Source organism: Rhodococcus sp. YL-1 (assembly GCF_001942025.1).
Lineage (GTDB): Bacteria > Actinomycetota > Actinomycetes > Mycobacteriales > Mycobacteriaceae > Rhodococcus_F > Rhodococcus_F qingshengii.
The window spans coordinates 639,268-657,617 of the sequence record NZ_CP017299.1; the positions used below are offsets into that span (position 1 = coordinate 639,268).

General features: G+C 63.2%; 16 protein-coding genes. 10 read left to right on the forward strand and 6 right to left on the reverse strand.

Features of this window, described 5'->3' with window-relative positions; genetic code table 11:
- Positions 1 to 146 precede the first annotated feature (146 nt).
- The 3 genes from BH682_RS03005 (at position 147) to BH682_RS03015 (ending at position 1,881) form a co-directional block, all read left to right on the forward strand.
- Positions 147 to 893, forward strand: coding sequence for a hypothetical protein (locus BH682_RS03005; RefSeq protein WP_411561149.1), 747 nt, complete (start codon positions 147 to 149; stop codon positions 891 to 893).
- 198 nt (positions 894 to 1,091) lie between these two features.
- Positions 1,092 to 1,469 carry a metal-sensitive transcriptional regulator gene (locus tag BH682_RS03010; RefSeq protein ID WP_020906032.1) on the forward strand — a complete coding sequence of 126 codons (378 nt, stop codon included), beginning with the start codon at positions 1,092 to 1,094 and terminating at the stop codon, positions 1,467 to 1,469.
- A gap of 7 nt (positions 1,470 to 1,476) precedes the next feature.
- Complete coding sequence (locus tag BH682_RS03015) at positions 1,477 to 1,881, forward strand: 6-carboxytetrahydropterin synthase (RefSeq protein WP_054187872.1); 405 nt, start codon at positions 1,477 to 1,479, stop codon at positions 1,879 to 1,881.
- Positions 1,882 to 1,922: 41 nt separating this feature from the next.
- Here the strand turns inward: BH682_RS03015 and BH682_RS03020 are convergent, their stop codons facing one another.
- Entirely contained in the window at positions 1,923 to 3,524 is a 1,602-nt protein-coding gene (locus BH682_RS03020; RefSeq protein WP_050655997.1) for an ABC transporter substrate-binding protein, read from the reverse strand.
- A gap of 163 nt (positions 3,525 to 3,687) precedes the next feature.
- A complete protein-coding gene (locus BH682_RS03025; RefSeq protein WP_223304662.1) occupies positions 3,688 to 4,143 on the reverse strand; it encodes a hypothetical protein in 456 nt (151 codons plus the stop codon).
- Between the two features lie 91 nt (positions 4,144 to 4,234).
- Between BH682_RS03025 and BH682_RS03030 the strand changes: the two genes are divergently transcribed.
- Complete coding sequence (locus BH682_RS03030; protein ID WP_037129351.1) at positions 4,235 to 4,909, forward strand: class I SAM-dependent methyltransferase; 675 nt, start codon at positions 4,235 to 4,237, stop codon at positions 4,907 to 4,909.
- Here the strand turns inward: BH682_RS03030 and speB are convergent.
- Entirely contained in the window at positions 4,873 to 5,829 is a 957-nt protein-coding gene (speB, locus tag BH682_RS03035) for an agmatinase (RefSeq protein WP_003941134.1), read from the reverse strand. The two genes, BH682_RS03030 and speB, sit on opposite strands and share 37 nt — an antisense overlap.
- A gap of 146 nt (positions 5,830 to 5,975) precedes the next feature.
- Between speB and BH682_RS03040 the strand changes: the two genes are divergently transcribed.
- The 4 genes from BH682_RS03040 (at position 5,976) to BH682_RS03055 (ending at position 12,594) form a co-directional block, all read left to right on the forward strand.
- Positions 5,976 to 6,611, forward strand: a complete 636-nt coding sequence (locus BH682_RS03040) for a helix-turn-helix domain-containing protein (protein ID WP_082920573.1) — start codon at positions 5,976 to 5,978, stop codon at positions 6,609 to 6,611.
- A gap of 133 nt (positions 6,612 to 6,744) precedes the next feature.
- Positions 6,745 to 7,590 (forward strand): carbon-nitrogen hydrolase family protein, encoded by an 846-nt coding sequence (locus tag BH682_RS03045; protein WP_063315099.1) that lies wholly within the window; start codon positions 6,745 to 6,747, stop codon positions 7,588 to 7,590.
- Entirely contained in the window at positions 7,587 to 9,275 is a 1,689-nt protein-coding gene (locus tag BH682_RS03050) for a flavin monoamine oxidase family protein (protein ID WP_007727084.1), read from the forward strand. The genes BH682_RS03045 and BH682_RS03050 overlap by 4 nt, the downstream gene beginning before the upstream one ends.
- Before the next feature lie 127 nt (positions 9,276 to 9,402).
- Complete coding sequence (locus tag BH682_RS03055) at positions 9,403 to 12,594, forward strand: NAD-glutamate dehydrogenase domain-containing protein (RefSeq protein ID WP_075832016.1); 3,192 nt, start codon at positions 9,403 to 9,405, stop codon at positions 12,592 to 12,594.
- Here BH682_RS03055 and BH682_RS03060 read toward each other — a convergent pair.
- The gene (locus BH682_RS03060; RefSeq protein ID WP_064688664.1) at positions 12,571 to 14,088 is read right to left on the reverse strand and encodes a PucR family transcriptional regulator; all 1,518 of its coding nucleotides are present in this window, start codon (positions 14,086 to 14,088) and stop codon (positions 12,571 to 12,573) included. The genes BH682_RS03055 and BH682_RS03060 overlap by 24 nt on opposite strands.
- Before the next feature lie 128 nt (positions 14,089 to 14,216).
- Here BH682_RS03060 and gabT point away from each other — a divergent pair, with 128 nt between their 5' ends.
- Complete coding sequence (gene gabT, locus BH682_RS03065; RefSeq protein WP_007727077.1) at positions 14,217 to 15,581, forward strand: 4-aminobutyrate--2-oxoglutarate transaminase; 1,365 nt, start codon at positions 14,217 to 14,219, stop codon at positions 15,579 to 15,581.
- A 1-nt stretch (position 15,582) separates the two neighbouring features.
- Entirely contained in the window at positions 15,583 to 17,028 is a 1,446-nt protein-coding gene (locus BH682_RS03070; protein WP_042922728.1) for an NAD-dependent succinate-semialdehyde dehydrogenase, read from the forward strand.
- Between the two features lie 52 nt (positions 17,029 to 17,080).
- On the opposite strand, the gene dszD is transcribed toward BH682_RS03070, so the two are convergent.
- Together dszD and BH682_RS03080 are read right to left on the reverse strand one after the other, a co-directional pair.
- Entirely contained in the window at positions 17,081 to 17,659 is a 579-nt protein-coding gene (gene dszD / locus BH682_RS03075; protein ID WP_003941189.1) for an NADH:FMN oxidoreductase DszD, read from the reverse strand.
- A 208-nt stretch (positions 17,660 to 17,867) separates the two neighbouring features.
- Entirely contained in the window at positions 17,868 to 18,341 is a 474-nt protein-coding gene (locus BH682_RS03080) for a YbaK/EbsC family protein (protein ID WP_042922726.1), read from the reverse strand.
- Positions 18,342 to 18,350 lie beyond the last annotated feature (9 nt).

Below are 18,350 nucleotides of genomic sequence, written 5' to 3' on the forward strand. Positions count from 1 at the left end.
CTTCGAGTGAATTCAGGGTGTTCGAGTAGTTCGTTGCATACCCTAGGGGGGTATGGTACAAATTGCAACAGGTTCGATGTCAAGGAGTGCAGAACCTGACGCAGACGGCAACGAAAGTGCTGCCGACCCAAACTTTGGAGGGCAAGATGTTCAGCGACAACGGCTACACACTGGAATTGGCAACGTCGGAGGCGGCCGTCGGCAACCATGTCCCCTTGCAGTTCCGGATCCTGGATCCGGTTGGAACTCCGTTGATCCGGTACACGGACACCCACGACAAGCAGTTGCATCTGATCGTGGTCGGTCTGGACCTGACCGGATTCCAGCACGTGCATCCCGAATTGGACGAGAACGGAAACTGGCATGTGTCAGTCGATTTCGATCATGCGGGAGGCTATCGAGTATTCGCTGATTTCACTCCGGACGGTGGTGACGGAATCACGCTCAGTGCGGATGTGCGCGTCGCCGGATCCTACGATCCTCGGCCGTTGCCCGCCGCTACTGCCGCCACGACGGTCGACGGCTATACCGTCTCCCTCGAAGGCGCGGCCCATGCCGGCCAGACATCGAAGCTCACGCTCTCGGTCAGTCGTGACGGAATCCCGGTCACAGACTTGCAGCCCTACCTTGCCGCATACGGGCATCTGGTCGCGTTGCGTGCCTCCGACCTCGCCTATCTCCATGTCCATCCGGACGGCTACCCCGGTGACGGTGTCACGCCGGCCGGGCCGGCAATCACCTTCTACGCCAACATGCCGAGCGCCGAGGATTACCGGTTGTTCTTGGACTTCAAGCACGGCGGAGTGGTGCGTACGGCGGAATTCACGCTGACGGCCGACAATGCGACCACGTCTGGGGCCGAACACTCGAGCCACGCGCACCACGGGCACTGAAACCGAATGAGTTTCGCAGCAAAGGGAAAACGGGCATGGGCAATCGCCATGCATCCATCTGTTCGTGCAGTAGCGAAATGCGTGGCGATGTGCGCAGTGATTGCTCTGCAAGACAACGGAAGTCGAAGAGTCTCCGCACATCGCCCCGGTAACGAGAATTGTTGCGAAGTCACGCGTTGACGAACAGGAGGACATCGAATGTCGGAAGCGACAGAAGTGGGCAGTGCGCCAAGCAGTGCTCCAAACAGTGCCCAAGGCAGTGATGCGACCGGCGATGCATGCTGCACGAGTGATTCGCACGGCTACATCACCGCCAAGGGCGACTACCTGGCGCGTCTGCGTCGCATAGAAGGTCAAGCTCGCGGCCTGCAGCGCATGGTCGACGAGGACAAGTACTGTATCGACATCCTGACGCAGGTGTCGGCGATGACCAAGGGCCTCCAGGCGGTGGCCATGGGCCTGCTCGAGGACCACATCGGCCACTGCGTCGTCAAAGCCGCTGTTGCCGGTGGGCCCGAGGCGGACGCGAAGATCAAAGAAGCGAACGACGCGATTGCGCGATTGGTCCGCTCATAGAATTGTGATGAACATTGATACCTTGGTGCGCATGTTCAGTATCGAGATCCGTCGTACATTCGCTGTGAGGCAGGGGCTTCCGGCACCGGTGCGGGACGCGAAGAACTTGCCGCCGCTGATGCCTGCCGACGGATTTCGCGTGACGATGCGAGTGGCGTTCTCGTTCGAGGACGACCAACTCGGAGAACGTGGATGGTTTGTCGACACGGACGCTCTGGACGAGTCCGTCGATCGATGTGCCGAGCAATTGGCGAGCGGTGCCTGGCCGGAGATTTTCGATTTCCGTCCGTCATTCGAGAATGTCGCGAAGTGGGCTTTCAGTGAACTTGCGTCCAGCATTCCTCAGCTGACCTACGTCGAACTCGACAACGAGACGATCGGTGTGGCAACAAGATACGTCAGATCACAATGATCTGACGTATCTCGTTGACGCACCGCGTTCGGTCGACCGGCCTACTGGTAGAGGCGCAACGCAGAACCGATGAAGGTCTTACCGAATGCGAGTCCGGCCTTGTTGAAGTAGAAGCTCAAGACCGTATCTGCAAACGGGACTGCGGACACCGTTTTGGTGATCTGTGACTCGGCGTCCGCCCACTCCGCGCATGCTGCGTCGCCGGTCAAACCGGAGGCCTTGGCAACGGCTGCTTCGTAGGCGGGGTTGTTGATCGAAGAGAAGTTCTTACCTGCTGCCGGAGCAGGACCGGAGAAGAACGGGACGAACCCGCTGGGAACCGAATTGTTGATCTGGATCCACGCGATGTCCCACTGGTTGTTGTCCTTGCCACTGAGCATGACGTCGACAACCTTGGTCTGGTCGGCTCCTGTCACCTCGACGGTCGCACCGAGGTCGGACCATGCCGACTGGGTGAGCTCGGCTGCCGCGCTGCGCGCATCTTCGCCGGCAGCGTAGAAGAGGCGGAGGGTCAGCGGCTTTCCGTCCTTGCTTCGTTTGCCGTCGGAGCCGGCGGTCCAACCTGCAGCGTCCAGTGTTGCCTTTGCTGCGCTGAGGTCGAAGTCCGGAATGTTGCCTGCGACAGAGTCGTACACACAGGCTCGGGGCTCGACGGAGACAAGACTTGTTGCACGGGTGCCCTGGCCGCCGGTGATGACCTCAGCGAGATCGTCGAGATTGACAGCCTGGACTAGAGCTTTTCGAACGGCGGGATCACTGGTCGGATTGTCCGCAATCTGATTGAAGTACATCTGACCGGCGGGAAGTGGGCGCTGGACCGAGTCGAAATTGGCGGCATCGATGCGATCCTTGTCCGGACCGGCGATCGGAGATGCGCTCAGTTCGCCTGAGAGAAGCTGGTTTGCTGCGGTGCTGACATTGGGTGCCATGACAGCAATGACTGTCTTGGGGACACCCGGTGTGTCGGAGGTGGTGTCGTCGGGCCCCCAGCTGTAACCGTCACGACGCTCGAACGTGTAGTGGTCATTGGCCGAGACTTCGGTGACTTCGAACATGCCGGAGCCCAGCGACTTGTTGTTCGAGGCGGTCGGATCTTCGAGTCCGGCATCGCACATGATCGGGAGGCGACTGATGGTGAGGAGGAGGAACGGGGTCGGCGCCGGAGTGGTTACCGTGATGGTGCGGGTGGCGAGATCGGCAGTGGCCGAAGCGCCGATGGGAACTGTGGTGCCGCGTTGTTGTGAACCCTTGGCTGGATCGGCTACGAAGTTGATGTTGTTCGCGACGGTCTGTGCAGTCAGCGTCGACCCGTCGGTACAGGTCACGCCTTCACGAATGGTGAAGGACGCGGAGGTCGGCGTTTCTTCCCACTTCTCGGCCAACCATGGTTTGAATTCACTGGTTTCAGGATCCTGGTAGACCAAGGAGTCGTACGCCAGCTTCGAAATTTCCGCGGTTGCCGCAGAGCCGGACATGATCGGGTTGAGTGCACCCGGATCGCCTTGCAACGCGTACCGGAAGGTTCCGTCAGTCAGAGGCTCACCGCCGCCGGAGCCCGAGGACGTGCCTCCCGAGCTGCAAGCCGACAATACGAGCGCGAGCCCCGCGGTCGCGGCAAGCGTCGAATAGGAGCGGTGTTTCATTGTGCCTCCGTGAAGGAGCCGGGGCCCGGGAGTGAATCGTGAGGGCGCAGTCGAGTGTGACCGCTAAATCTTGGCGTAGGACGTGACGGGCATCTCGGTCGATCCTCACGAAAATCGGGCGGATTTTTGTTCGATTTCACGAAGGTTGGAGTTCTGGTTCAGTTCACGGGGAGTCGAGGTCACTTCGTCGTGGCCACCCGGTCTCCGTGAGCACGGTTGCTGGAACTGACCTCAACGGGGAGGTGGGACCGAGACCGTGGAGGTCTGCGTCGTCGTCGATTTCGGACCAGAATTCGTCCGCCGAAACATCAAGGCCGAGAACGATCCACGGCGGTCCGGCTGCTTGGAACGCGTACGAGACGGTTCCGGTACGCGGAATTGTCGTATCGAACAGTCGGTCTCCGACGGGATAGCCCTGCTGCTCGCCGACCAAAGTCAAGGTAGTCGGTTCGAAGGATGCATCGCGCAGAATCTTCTCGACTGCGCGGTCGAAGCTCTGCTGGACGCTGAACTCTTCGTCCGAGTTCGAACCGGTGAACTCGGGGAAATGCGCACAACACAAAACGTATGGGCCTGCTGAGTTGCAGTAGAGACGAAACACGGGAAATCCACCGGCCACGACGTGACGTTAGCAGGGCGTCGAAATGGAGAAGTTGCTGTTTCAGCAAAGATGGTTGCGTGAGTTGTGGAAGGTCGTTCATCCTGGGTGCATGAGCAACGAACACCACAATCACCACGAAAACTCCGATACCACCGAGAATCCGTACGCCAAGGCGGACGCACAGTTCTGGAACTCGCTGTACGAGGAACGCCCTGCGCGCTGGAGCGGAAATCCCAACCCACAGTTGATTGCCGAAGCCTCCGACCTGGAACCGGGCACGGCACTCGACGTCGGTTGCGGCGAAGGTGCCGACGCTTTGTGGTTGGCGCGTCGCGGGTGGAAGGTCACCGGCACCGACATCTCGTCGGTTGCGCTCGGGCGCGCCCAGGCTCACGTCGAGGGCGAGGGCGTCGACATCGAATGGCTGGAAGCCGACCTGACGAAGTGGGATCCGCAGGGGCGCTCGTTCGATCTGGTGTCCGCGCAGTTCTTCCACATGCTCGAACCCGCGCGCGGGGAATTGTTCCGTGCTCTCGGAGATCTGGTCGCGCCCGGCGGGCATTTGCTGATCGTGGGCCACTCACCTCACGAGTCGCCGACCGAGCACCATCGGGCCATGCTCCATACACCCGAATACGTGGAGTCGCTGTTCACCGATGGTTGGAAGGTGTTGGTCTCGGAGTCGCGGGAACGTGATCTTCCCGCGAACCCCGAGATGCATCACACGACGGATACCGTTGTGCTGCTTCAGCGATTGAGTGCGAGTACCGACAGCAACTCGTAAGCGACGTGAGCCGCTGCGATACCGGTGATCTCGGCGTGGTCGTACGCCGGCGCTACCTCGACGATGTCGGCGCCGACCACGTTGAGTCCTACCAACCCACGCAGTGTGTTCAACAATTCGCGAGAGGTCATGCCGCCCGCTTCGGGTGTTCCGGTGCCCGGAGCGTGGGCGGGATCGAGTACGTCGATGTCGACGGAGACGTACACCGGGCCACCGTCGAGGCGCTTACGCATGCGCTCGACGATGCTGGCGACACCGTCGACCTCGTAGTCGTCACTGCGGATCACCTGGAAGCCGAGGACGCGGTCGTCTTCGAGGTCCTTCTCGCTGTAGAGCGGTCCACGGATGCCGATGTGCTGCGAACGCTCCATGTCGATCAGGCCCTCTTCGCTGGCGCGGCGGAAGGGGGTGCCGTGGGTGAAAGGCTGACCGAAGTAGGTGTCCCAGGTGTCGAGATGAGCGTCGAAGTGCAGGACGGCGATCGGGCCGTGATCGCGGGCCAGTGAACGCAGGATCGGCAGTGCGATGGTGTGATCGCCGCCGAGCGTGAGCACGGAGGAACCGTCGGCGCGCAGGTCGGTGACGGCGGACTGAACCGTCGTGAGAGCTTCCTGGATGTCGAAGGGGTTGACGCCGATGTCGCCGAAATCGGCTACCTGCTGGTTGGCGAAGGGCGAGACCTTCAGCGCTGGGTTGTACGGACGCAGCAGCTTCGACGCAGCGCGGATGTGCCCCGGACCGAACCGGGCACCGGGGCGGTAGCTGACACCCGAATCGAAGGGGATGCCGAGGATTGTCACGTCGGCGCGCGAGACCTCGTCCAGGCGCGGGAGACGCGCAAAGGTGGTCGGCTCGGCGTAGCGGGGGACGCGCGTGGCGTCGACGGGTCCGATGAACGATCCGGGGTTGTTGGTAGCCATGTGCAGAGGTCCCTGCTCTCGATTCGGCGCACACCGGGCGCCCTTCAGTGATGTAGCTCTCTGAGCAAGTATGGTTTCTTCAAGAGGCTCGGTTGTCAACCCCTGTTTCCTGAAAGGGACACGGCGGTCGTGAAGGAGTGGGTTCAGTGGCCAAGGCGAAGGAAGCGGTCGAGCCGATCGGACCGCGCATCGGGGCGAGGCTCAAGGCGGCACGTCAATCGAAGCGGTTGACCCTCGACGACCTGGCCGAGGCCTGTGGTGTGACCAAGGGGTATCTCTCGAAACTCGAGCGCGATCACGTCAACGCGTCGGTGGCGACCCTGATCAAGGTGTGCGCGGTGCTCGAGATCCCTGTCGGATCCCTGTTCGAGAATGCGTCCGCCGGTGAAGTGGTCCGCGCCGACGCCATGCCGCAAATCAGCTTCGGTGGCGAAAAGATGACGGAGTACCTGCTCACGCCTACCAACGAGCGTCGAATTCAGGTGCTGCTGGGCGAGCTGGAACCAGGCGGCGGAAGTGGTCGGGAGTTCTACAGTCTGCCGATCGACGTGAACTTCGTGCACGTGCTCGAGGGCGGCTTGCGGGTCTCGTTCGAGGGCGGTCGGACGGATCCGAACGGTGAGGCCGTCGATGCCGAAGACGTCGTACTTGCGGCGGGCGATTCCTTCACATTCACGCCGACGCACAACCATAGTTTTCAGGCCGAAGGCTCGGTTCTGGCGAAGGTTCTGTGGGTCTTGAATCCGGCATTGCCGGAAGGGCCCCGCGCGTCGTCTTCGTGAGACTCGAATCCGTGAATGTTGATTCTTAGGAAACAAGAGTTGACATGATTGGCGGCACCCGTCACGCTGGTAGTTGTCCCCGTCACACACACCGTCGAAAATTGGCGTCACGGAACTCCTGAAGGAGCGCACCATGCATGTCGATTCAGTTCGAGTTGGCCTGTTCCAAGGTCCGCTCACCACCCCGGACACCTTTGCGTCGGTGGAGTTCAATCTCGCTGCAATCGACACTGCTGCCCGCGAGGCTGCGGCATCCGGTGCGAAGATCCTGCTGACGCCGGAGATGTCCGCAACCGGCTACGACATCGGTGAACTGGTGTCGCTACGCGCGGAGCCGGCCGACGGCCCTATCTTCGATTCCGTCGCCGAGATTGCTCGAAGTGCAGGCATCGCAGTCGTCTACGGCTACCCCGAACTCGACGGGGGAGACGTCTACAACAGCGTGCAGGTGGTGGACCGCGATGGCACTTCGCTTGCGCACTACCGCAAGACGCATCTGTTCGGCACGCTCGACCGTGAGCACTTTCGGCCAGGTGAGACCCTGGTGGTCGGGTTCGATTTCGAGGGCATCCGCTGCGGATTGTTGATCTGCTACGACGTGGAATTTCCGGAAGCGGTTCGGGCCCATGCCGACTCCGGTACCGAATGGCTCATCGTGCCGACAGGGTTGATGACTCCGTACGAACACATTGCGCAGCAAGTGGTTCCGGCCCGCGCATACGAGAGTCAGATGTTTGTCACCTACGTCAATCGCTGCGGCGCCGAAACCGAGCTGACCTACTGCGGTCTCTCGTGCGCCATCGCGCCCGACGGTGCCGAGTTGGCGAGGGCCGGCGGCGACCAGGAATTGCTCTTCGCGGACATCGCCGCCGCCACCGTCGCGCAATCGCGCACTCTCAATACACATCTCGACGATCGACGCCTCGATCTGTATCCAGACCTTCCTGTCACGACTGTCTCCAAGGAGAACCGTAGATGACCATCCCAGTAGCTCCGGACAGTTCCTCGGAACCCGGCAAGCAGCCGCCCCTCACGATGTTCGGACCGGATTTTCCGTTCCCGTACGACGACTACGTTTCCAGTCCGGCGGGACTCGGCTCGGTGCCCGACCTGGCACTGGGTACCGAGGTTGCCGTGATCGGTGGCGGACTCTCCGGCATGATCGCGGCCTACGAGTTGCTCAAGATCGGTCTCAAACCGATTGTCTACGAAGCCGATCAGATCGGCGGCCGGATGCGGTCGGTCGAGTTCGACGGGCACCCCGGGGTTGTCGCCGAGATGGGCGCAATGCGTTTCCCACCGTCGTCGACGACGTTGTTCCATTACCTGAACGAACTGGGTCTGCAGACCGAAGAGTTCCCCAATCCCCTTGCCGAGGTCACACCGAGCACGGTCATCGATCTCAAGGGTGAGAGCCACTACGCGCACACTCTCGAGGATCTGCCGCCGATCTACACCGAGGTGGCGCAGGCCTGGCAGCGCACTCTCGAAGAGCATGCCGATCTGATTCCGTTGCAGCAGGCCATTCGTGACCGCGACACCGCAGAAATCAAGCGGATCTGGAACGACCTCGTGGTGCGCTACGACGACCAGACGTTCTACGGATTCCTCGCCGCGTCGAAGCACTTCAAGTCCTTCCACATGCGGGAAGTGTTCGGACAGGTCGGATTCGGTACGGGCGGTTGGGATACCGACTACCCCAACTCGATCCTCGAAATCCTTCGTGTGGTCATCACGGCCGCCGACGACGACCACCGCGGCATCGTCGGTGGATCGCAGCAGCTGCCGATGCGGTTGTGGAACCGCGCCCCGGCGCACATGGCGCATTGGCCTGCCGGTACTACGGTCGCTTCGCTCAACGACGGTGAGACGCGTCCCCGCGTCACCGAACTCCGGCGTACCGAGCCCGGCAACATCACGGTGACGGACTCCGAAGGTTTCATTCGCACGTATGCGAGTGCCGTTGTGACAGTGCAGAGTTGGATGCTGCTGAACAATATCAGGTGTGACGACGATCTGTTCCCGATCGACCACTGGACTGCGATCGAGCGAACTCACTACATGGGTTCGACCAAGGTGTTCGTTCTCGTCGACCGCCCGTTCTGGAAGGACAAGGACCCCGTGACCGGCCGTGATTCGGTGTCGATGACACTGACCGACCGTATGAGTCGCGGCACCTACCTGCTCGATCAAGGCGAGGGCAAGCCAGGCCTGATCTGCTTGTCGTACACCTGGTCGGACGATTCGCTGAAGCTGCTGGCGCTCGACGCCACCGAGCGCATGAACATCATGCTGCGCTCTCTCGAAGAGATCTACCCCGGCGTTGACTTCCGCAGCCACATCATCTCGAGCCCGGTGACGCTGTCGTGGGAAACCGAGCGCGACTTCATGGGCGCATTCAAGGCGAACCTTCCGGGGCACTACCGCTACCAGGAGCGCCTGTTCTCCCACTTCGTGCAGAATGATCTCGAACCGCGTCATCGGGGAATCTTCCTCGCCGGTGACGACGTGTCGTGGACCGCCGGCTGGGCTGAGGGCGCGATCCAGACCGCGATCAACGCGGTATGGGGCGTCGTCAACCATCTCGGCGGCGCTGCGCCTGCCGAGAATCCCGGACCCGGCGACGTGTTCGAGGAGCTTGCTCCGATCAGGTTGGGCGACTGAGCTCACCGCAACTGCCGAAATGTCGTGCCCGATGGGGGTTGGTACTCCTATCGGGCACGACCTCTTTCCGGTGATCCACGCAACACTGGAAAGTGTTCGGATCCAATAATTTCCAGGAGGGTGTTCAATGGCGAGCACATCATCGGCGACCAAGACCGCAGCTGCAGAATCGAGACCGGCAGGCGGTGATCGATCCGGTGACCCGGCGCTCGAACTGGTCGCCGAATTGGCCGCAGCGGGCCAGCGACTCGTCTTCCGTCAGGGTGACAACCTGAACAGTGACGATCTGACCTGTGTGGTGCTGTGGCCGTCCGGAGAGCCCTCCCTCTCCGATCTGTGCGAGAACTTCGAGTCCCTCGGACTCCGAGTTTCGACGCACCGCCCCCTTCCGACCGTTCTGGGTTCGGCGCACTACTTCACCTTCGAGCCGAGCACCTTCGACGGCAGTGCGCTGGAGAAGATGGCGGACGCCTTCGAAGCCGTCATCGCCGGACAGACCCGGATGGACGCATTCTCCAGTCTGATCGGACGAGCAGACATCACGTGGCGCGACGCAGAGTTGCTGCGCGCTGCGTGCCGTTTCCTCGCTCAGGCTCGTATCGGGCTGTCCGAGAGCTACATCGTCGGAGTGTTGGCAGCGAAGCCACTCTTCGTACGGCAGGCAATCGAACTCTTCACTGCGCGTTTCGATCCCGCCGTAGCAGGATTGCGGGAGACAGCAGTGGCCACCGCGGCGGCGGCCATCGACGAATCAGTCGACGGTGCAGACACTCTCGACGAGGATCGCGTCTTGCGCGGCGTTCGTTCGTTCCTGCAGGCGACTCTGCGCACGAACTGGTACCTGCGTGGTGAGTCCGGCGACCCGCTGCCGTACGCGTCGTTCAAGATCGACTCGCAGTTGCTCTCCACCCCGCAGAAGACCGTTCCCTTCCGCGAGATCTACGTCAGCGCACCCAATGTCGAAGGCGTTCATCTGCGTAGTTCCTCCGTCGCCCGTGGCGGCCTGCGTTGGTCGGATCGATACGAGGACTACCGCACCGAGGCCCTGAGCCTCATGAAGACCCAGAGCGTGAAGAATTCCCCGATCGTTCCTTCGGGTGCCAAGGGCGCGTTCGTGGTTCGGGGCACGTCGTCACCGACTCCGGCGCAGGTGCAGGAGTCTTACAGCACCTTCATTCGCGGCTTGCTGGACGTGGTGGACAACATCGTCGACGGCGCTGCGGTACACCCGGCAGAAGTAATCGAGTACGACGGTGAAGACTCCTATCTCGTCGTGGCAGCAGACAAGGGGACCGCACGGTTCTCGGACGTCGCGAACGGCATCGCCGTCGAGCGTGGTTTCTGGCTCGGCGACGCTTTTGCTTCCGGCGGTTCGGCCGGCTACGACCACAAGGCGATGGGCATCACCGCTCGCGGCGCCTGGGTGGCGGTTCGACGGCACTTCGCCGAGCGCGACCTCGATGTCGACACCGATCCGTTCACCGTCGCGGGTATCGGGGACATGTCCGGCGACGTGTTCGGCAACGGAATGTTGCTCTCGCACAAGATCCGTCTGGTCGCGGCATTCGATCACCGCCACATCTTCATCGACCCGAACCCTGACACCGAGACGAGCTTTGCCGAACGCGCTCGCCTCTTCACCGTGCCGCGCTCGTCCTGGGACGACTTCGATCGCACCGTGATGTCGCCGGGCGGTGGCGTCTGGCCGCGGAGCGCGAAGTCGATCCGCCTTCCGCTCGAGGCGCGTGCGGCCCTCGGAATCACCGAGGAGAAGCTGACCCCGCAGGAACTGATCCGAGCGATCCTGTGTGCTCCGGTGGACCTGTTGTGGAACGGCGGCGTCGGTACCTACGTGAAAGCGTCGACCGAAAGCAACGTCGACGCGGCCGATCCGTCCAACGACGCAGTTCGCGTCAGCGCTGACGAGTTGCGTGCCACCGTGGTGGGTGAGGGCGGCAACCTCGGCTTCACCCAGCGTGCCCGCATCGAATATGCCGCTGGCGGTGGCCGAATCAACGCCGACTTCATCGACAACGCGGCCGGCGTGGCTACCTCGGACCGTGAGGTCAACATCAAGATCGCACTCGCGGCGTTGGACTCGACCTCGCGCAATGAACTACTCGCGGCGGCCCAGGACGAGGTGGCCGCATCGGTGCTCGAGGCCAGTGAAGATCAGACCCTCGCGATCAGCCTGGCCGAGCACCGCGCACCGGCCCTGCTCGATCAGCACGAGCGGTTGATCGAGAACCTGGTCTCGGCGGGCGCCATGAAGCGACTGGAAGAATCTCTGCCCGACGCCAAGGCGCTGGCGGTCAGGGCGCGTGCCGGGCAGGGTCTCCTGCGGCCGGAACTTGCTGTGCTGGTGGCGCAGTCGAAGAACGTACTGACTGCGGAACTGGGCGCATCGACGGTCCCGGACAATCAGATCTTCGCCGATCGTCTCCCGCAGTACTTCCCGCTCTCCGTCGTCGAGGCCGCACCGGACGCAGTCCGCGCACATCGGTTGGGCCGCGACATCATCATCACCTCGGTGGTCGACGAACTGGTCAACCGCGTCGGCCCCGGCGTGCTGTTCCGGCTCGAGGAACACCTCGGAGTTCGCAGTCCGGAAGCGGCTCTGGCCTACGCCGTAGTCAGCGAAGTGCTTGGAACGGAGGACCTTCGACGTGAAATCCTGAACTCCGATCTCAGTGCCACCGAACAGCTGAAGGCTCTCGATCGCTTGCAGCAGCTGTTGGAATCCGAAATGAGCTGGGTGTTGCGCCGCCCGGGTGCTGCCGGCCGGTTCACCGTGAACCCGCGCGCCGACATCGATCGGTGGGCAGCCCCGGTGCGGGAACTCACCGACGGTTTGTCGGCAAGCGAGCGCATCGAGGCGTCTTTCGGAGCACTCGCCCTGGCAGACATTGCACTGCAGGAGAATACGACGGCCGCGGCCGCAGCCGCGATCTATCGGGAACTCTCCGACGCTCTCGACCTGGGCGATGTTCTCGGCGGCGTCGACGTCGCCGTCGGTGCCTCGCATTGGGAGGTCATGGGCAGCGCTGCCGTCCACGCCAGGTTGACGGCGCGTTTCGCAGACCTCGTGTCCGGAGCGCTCGGAGAAGGTATTCCGGAGGTCGTCGAGCTGTGGACCGCCGCCAATCCGCAAGCGGTGCGCCGGTTCACGGCTTTGATGTCGAGTGTGAGCCGCAGTGGAGCGCTGGACACCGCCCGTCTCTGCACGGTCGACGCCGAACTCGAACTACTCGTTCGCGGTGCGTCCAGTTTCGCTTCGGTAGACGCCGCGGAGGGTTCAGCGGCCCTCCCAGGCGAGTAGCGATAGCAGCAGTTCGGCTCTGACCCTGGCCTGCCCGAGGTCGCATTGCAGCAGTTCCTCGATGCGTGCGATGCGACCTCGGAGGGTGTGCCGATGAACACCGAGTTCGGCTGCGGCCGATTCCCATTGGCCGTTTGCCTCGAGATAGGCGCGCAAAGACGCGGCCAGTGCGGTTCCGTGTGCCTGGTCGTGTTCCGTCAACACCGGGATGGTGTCCGCAGCCATTGCGATCAGTGCCTCACGGGCAGACTCGGATGCCAGAATCGTCGAACCACTCAGAGCGTCGAACTCGAGAATACGCGCCGTAGCCGTCGTGAGGTTGGCCGCGGCGCGGGCCTGGACGAGTGCGCGGGGTGCGTCGAGAAGACGGTGAGGGGTGCTGATTCCGGCACGCACGGCTTTCGCTTCGGTGGGGGAGAGCTGCGCCAGTAGTGTTTTGGCGGTGTCGATTGTGTCGGTTCCTCGGAGGAGGACGGTCAGCGAACCGTCCTCGGATTGCGCGAACAACGGCCGGCCTGCTCGCGCGAGAGCGTTGTCGAGTTCGCGAAGAACGGGGCCGAGTCCGGATCCGCGAACGTGGACGACACGAATGTTGCCGTGCGTGTCGCTCGCTTCGTCCAAGTACGACGGCACACCGTCCTGGGGGATTCGGCCGTCGAGTAAGAGCCCGAAAGCCATGGCGTTGAGTCGAGTTCGCTCGGCCCGTAGTCGAACCGGTTTCTCGAGTTCGAGAGTGAGCAGCGAGACCGCATGCCCGAGCAACACTCTGTCGATATTGCTCAGGGGCCCGGCGCCCGCCATGGCGAGGTAGCCGTGCCAGCTGTCGGTGACGCCGACGGGGGACAGTGTCAGCGTCCGTTCGGGTGTGCTCTGCGAGATCGACGCCGGAGCGTTGGGATCGCGGGTGGTCGCCGCGACCGCGCGAACCTCGGTGATCAACGACTTCTGGTTTGCCGGATGCACCGCGGTGATCCGATCTCCGACAAACGCCACCGAAGTTTTTGTGGCCGTGGCCAGTTCGCGCACGATGGCCGACACGCCACCGCGCAGTGCAACGCGGGTGATGCGCGTCTGTACTTCTGCCGCGCGGAGTACCGATTCGTATTCCTGCTGGCTCAGACGGGTCATCACCGCGCGCGTGACTGCCGCGAACGGGGTCGTGAACGGCACTTCCAGCAGGGGGAGTCCGCGGCTGCGGGCGGCGGCAATCAGGTCTGTGGGCACACTCTCGTGGGAAAGGCCGGTCCCGAAACCCAGAGCCGATACTTCTGCGGCGGCCAGACGGTCGATGTACTCGCTGTAGTCGGTGGCGTCCGCGCCCACCAGTGCCAACCCGGTGGTGAGCACCAATTCGCCGCCGGAAAGCCACGGGGTGGGGTCCGTCAGCTCTGTGGCCTGCGCAAACGTGACGGGGTGGGTGGCAGCTGCTCGGTCGGTGAGCAGAGCCAGCGAGAGGTGTTTCTGGCGCAAGAGCCACGAGATCGGAACCGTCACCTGATCAAGGCTAGCTGTCGTTGCCGATATGGAGTAGCCCTGGAGCTCCGGGTATCCATTTCGGCAGTGCTTGCGACGCTTCGCGCGTCGCATACTCGAATGCAATACACAACCGAGAGGGTGGTCACATGAGTGCAATCGAATACCGGCTTCCGCAGGAGCGTCGCATCGTCACGGAGTTCCCGGGCCCGCGCTCGGCTGCGCTCGCCGAACGCCGTAAGAAGGTCGTCGGCGCCGGCGTCGCATCCACCCTCCCGGTCTACGTCGCCGACGCAGACGGCGGAGTCATCGTCGACGTCGACGGCAACTCGCTGATCGACCTCGGTGCCGGTATCGCGGTGACCAGCGTCGGCGCCTCCAACCCGGCCGTCGTGTCCGCAGTTCAGGATCAGGTCGCGCACTTCACCCACACCTGTTTCATGGTCGCTCCGTACGAGGGCTACGTCGAGGTCGCCGAGCGTCTCGCCGAGCTCACCCCCGGTGACCACGAGAAGCGTTCCGTGCTGTTCAACTCCGGCGCAGAAGCCGTCGAGAACGCCGTCAAGATCGCCCGTCACGCAACCGGTCGCGACGCAGTCGTCGTCTTCGACCACGCGTACCACGGCCGCACCAACCTCACGATGGCACTGACCTCGAAGTCCATGCCGTACAAGAGCGGCTTCGGTCCGTTCGCCCCCGAGGTCTACCGCGTCCCGATGTCCTACCCGTACCGCGAGGGCCTCAATGTCGACGGCTCCAAGATCACCGGTGAGCAGGCCGCACAGCGCGCCATCACGATGATCGAGAAGCAGGTCGGCGCTGCCAACACGGCCGCCATCCTCATCGAGCCCATTCAGGGTGAGGGTGGATTCATCGTTCCCGCAGAAGGATTCCTCCCGACGCTCGTCGCGTGGGCCAAGGAGAACGGCGTCGTCTTCATCGCCGACGAGGTTCAGGCAGGCTTCGCTCGTACCGGCGCCTGGTTCGCCAGCGATCACGAGGGCATCGTCCCCGACCTGGTCACTCTCGCCAAGGGCATCGCAGGCGGCATGCCGCTCGCCGCTGTCACGGGCCGCGCCGAGCTCATCGACGCTGTCCACCCCGGCGGCCTCGGTGGCACCTACGGCGGTAACCCCGTCGCCTGCGCCGCTGCATTGGCGTCCATCGACCAGATGCGTGAGCTCGACCTCTGTGGCCGCGCACGCACCATCGAGTCGACCGTCGTCGGCCGAATGAACGCACTGGCAAAGGAACTCGACGTCATCGGTGACGTTCGCGGTCGCGGCGCGATGCTCGCCATCGAGCTGGTCAAGCCCGGTGGGCAGGAGCCGGACGCCGACATCACCAAGAAGATCGCCGCCGAATGCCTCGCTGCCGGCGTCGTGATCCTCACCTGCGGTACCTACGGCAACGTCATCCGTCTGCTCCCGCCGCTGGTCATCTCCGAAGAGCTGCTCGACGACGCGTTGACCGTCCTCGAGACCGCTATCCGCACTGCAGCACAGGGGAACTGACATGTCCAACGTCTCGGATCTTCTCGACTCGGTACCCAAGGGTCTCTGGCTCGGCGGCAAGCTCGTCCCGGCCGAGAAGACCTTTGCGGTCTACAACCCGGCAACGGGTGAGGAACTCGCCCAGGTAGCCGACGCCACCGCTGCCGACGGTATCCGCGCGCTCGACCTCGCCGCTGCGGCGCAGGAAGACTGGGCGGCCACTCCGGCACGTGTACGCGGCGAGATTCTGCGCACCGCCTTCGAATTGCTGCACGCCCGCGCCGAGGACTTCGCGCTGATGATGACCCTGGAAATGGGTAAGTCGTTGGCAGAGAGCCGCGGTGAGGTCAACTACGGCGGCGAATTCCTGCGCTGGTTCAGCGAGGAAGCAGTACGCATCGGCGGACGTTTCACGCAGGCTCCGGCCGGTAACGGTCGCATCCTGGTCACCAAGGAAGCCGTCGGACCGGTCCTCGCGATCACCCCGTGGAACTTCCCGCTCGCCATGGGCACACGCAAGATCGGACCGGCGCTGGCTGCCGGTTGCACCATCATCGTCAAGCCCGCCGAGGACACGCCGCTGACCATGCAGCTCCTCGGTCAGGTGTTCGCCGATGCCGGTCTGCCCGACGGTGTGCTCTCGATCCTCCCGACGTCCGACGCGGCCTCCATCAGTGGACCGCTGATGGAAGATGCGCGTCTGCGCAAGGTCACCTTCACCGGCTCCACTGGCGTGGGAAAGTTGTTGGTGCGCAATGCTGCTGACAAGCTGCTCCGCACGTCGATGGAACTCGGTGGCAATGCACCGTTCATCGTCTTCGACGACGCGGACATCGACGCAGCTGTCGACGGCGCAATGCTCGCGAAGATGCGTAACGGCGGCGAGGCCTGCACCGCGGCCAACCGCATCTACGTCGCCAACTCGGTGCGCGAGGAGTTCACCGACAAGTTCACCGCCAAGGTTGCGGCCTTGAAGGTGGGCGCCGGTGACGCCGAGGGCACCAACATCGGACCGCTGATCAACACCAAGCAGCTCGCAACCGTCACCGGACTCGTCGACGACGCCGTGTCCAAGGGTGCTCGCGTTCGCACCGGTGGATCGGCACCCGAAGGCCCCGGGTTCTTCTTCACCCCGACGGTCCTCGACCAGGTGCCCGCCGACGCGCGCCTGCTGAAGGAAGAGATCTTCGGACCCGTTGCGGCAGTGGTCGGTTTCGACACCGAAGACGAAGCGATCGCGGCTGCGAACAACACCGAGTACGGTCTCGTGGCGTACTTCTACACCCGCGACATCGACCGTGCGATGCGCGTCTCGGCCAAGCTGGACACCGGCATGGTCGGCGTCAATCGCGGCGCGATCTCCGATGCTGCCGCGCCGTTCGGTGGGGTGAAGGAATCGGGCTTCGGCCGTGAAGGCGGAACCGAGGGTATCGACGAGTATCTCGATACCAAGTACGTAGCGCTCTAACTTGCTGTGCGCCTTTATTAACCGCGGGCGGTTAATAAAGGCGCACAGTTGTCTATTGACCCAACGGAGTCGGGCGGTAGTACTTGCCCTCGTGGTAGAGCAGGGGCGCGGCAGCGGATTCGTCGTCTTCTTCGGCGTGAACCCGCGTGACGAGTCCGATGACCAGCGTGTGGTCGCCGACAGGGATCAACTGGTCGACCTTGACGCGCATCCAGCTGGGGGTGCCGTGCAGCACCGGTTCCCCGGTGTCGAGCACTGCCCACAGTGACTCGTCTGCAAAACGCTGATCGGCACTACGCGCAAAGCGCTGGGCCAAATGCTGCTGATGTTCGCCGAGAAGGTGGATCACCAAGGACTCGGCTGCCTTGAGGGCATTGATGCTCGACGACGTCTCCGCGATGTTGAACGAGACGAGCGGCGGCTCGAGGGAGACGGACGAGAACGAAGTGGCGGTGAAACCCACCGGGCCGGTACCCGAATCGAGGGTCACGACGGTGACACCGGCGGGGTGGCGGCGAAGCGCAGCGCGGTAGTCACCGGCGCAGATGCCGGTGGACAACTCGGGCGTCGCTGCTACTTCGGGGACGTCGGGGGTGGTGTGGCTGGAAACGGCATTCGGCTTGTCAGACAACGGGAACTCTCCGGCTGGAACTCGAGGTGTGCGGTGTGGTCGAGGTGACTGCGCTCGGCATACACAGACAGGCGTCGGTGCGGCACAGATCTACGTGCCGTCGACGCCAGTGGTTGCCGGCCGGGGTCCTGGTTGCAGTGCACATGGTGCGTCCAACTATAGGTGGACGCACGTCTGAGTGGTTTCGGACCGGGTTGGCTGAAGTGCTTCAGTCCATGTCGACGGCGAGGCCGGCGGTGATTCGGAGGAGTTCGGAGTACGTCGTGCGAAAGACGGTGTTGGGGTGCCCGGCGGCTGCCCACAACTCGGGGTACTGCTCGAGGGCGGTATCGATGTACGTCGGCAGGTTGGTGGGATGCCCGAGCGGAGCGACCCCACCGATCGGCTGGCCCGTCGCAGACTTCGCCATCTCCAGCGTCGCCCGCGTGAGCTTGCCTTCGAGGCGTTCGCCGGTGGCCTTCAGATTCACCTGATGCGCGCCGGAGACCAGCAGCAGGACCGGATCGTCGTCGAGAAGGAACACCAGTGACTTGGTGATCGCGCCTACCTCCACCCCGACGGCCGCCGCTGCCTCGGCCGCGGTGTGCGTGGCGTCGGGCTGCGTGACGATGACGCCGTGGTGACCCCGCGAGATCAGTGTTTCGGCGACGTGCGAGGCGTTGGGGTGGAGGAGGCTCGTCATGAGTTCAGA

Excerpts from the sequence above, each read along its gene's own strand:
- BH682_RS03005 (WP_411561149.1), top strand. The coding sequence starts at position 147 with ATGTTCAGCGACAACGGCTACACACTGGAATTGGCAACGTCGGAGGCG.
- BH682_RS03010 (WP_020906032.1), top strand. The coding sequence starts at position 1,092 with ATGTCGGAAGCGACAGAAGTGGGCAGTGCGCCAAGCAGTGCTCCAAAC.
- BH682_RS03015 (WP_054187872.1), top strand. The coding sequence starts at position 1,477 with ATGAACATTGATACCTTGGTGCGCATGTTCAGTATCGAGATCCGTCGT.
- BH682_RS03020 (WP_050655997.1), bottom strand. The coding sequence starts at position 3,524 with ATGAAACACCGCTCCTATTCGACGCTTGCCGCGACCGCGGGGCTCGCG.
- BH682_RS03030 (WP_037129351.1), top strand. The coding sequence starts at position 4,235 with ATGAGCAACGAACACCACAATCACCACGAAAACTCCGATACCACCGAG.
- speB (WP_003941134.1), bottom strand. The coding sequence starts at position 5,829 with ATGGCTACCAACAACCCCGGATCGTTCATCGGACCCGTCGACGCCACG.
- BH682_RS03045 (WP_063315099.1), top strand. The coding sequence starts at position 6,745 with ATGCATGTCGATTCAGTTCGAGTTGGCCTGTTCCAAGGTCCGCTCACC.
- BH682_RS03050 (WP_007727084.1), top strand. The coding sequence starts at position 7,587 with ATGACCATCCCAGTAGCTCCGGACAGTTCCTCGGAACCCGGCAAGCAG.
- BH682_RS03055 (WP_075832016.1), top strand. The coding sequence starts at position 9,403 with ATGGCGAGCACATCATCGGCGACCAAGACCGCAGCTGCAGAATCGAGA.
- gabT (WP_007727077.1), top strand. The coding sequence starts at position 14,217 with ATGAGTGCAATCGAATACCGGCTTCCGCAGGAGCGTCGCATCGTCACG.
- BH682_RS03070 (WP_042922728.1), top strand. The coding sequence starts at position 15,583 with ATGTCCAACGTCTCGGATCTTCTCGACTCGGTACCCAAGGGTCTCTGG.
- BH682_RS03080 (WP_042922726.1), bottom strand. The coding sequence starts at position 18,341 with ATGACGAGCCTCCTCCACCCCAACGCCTCGCACGTCGCCGAAACACTG.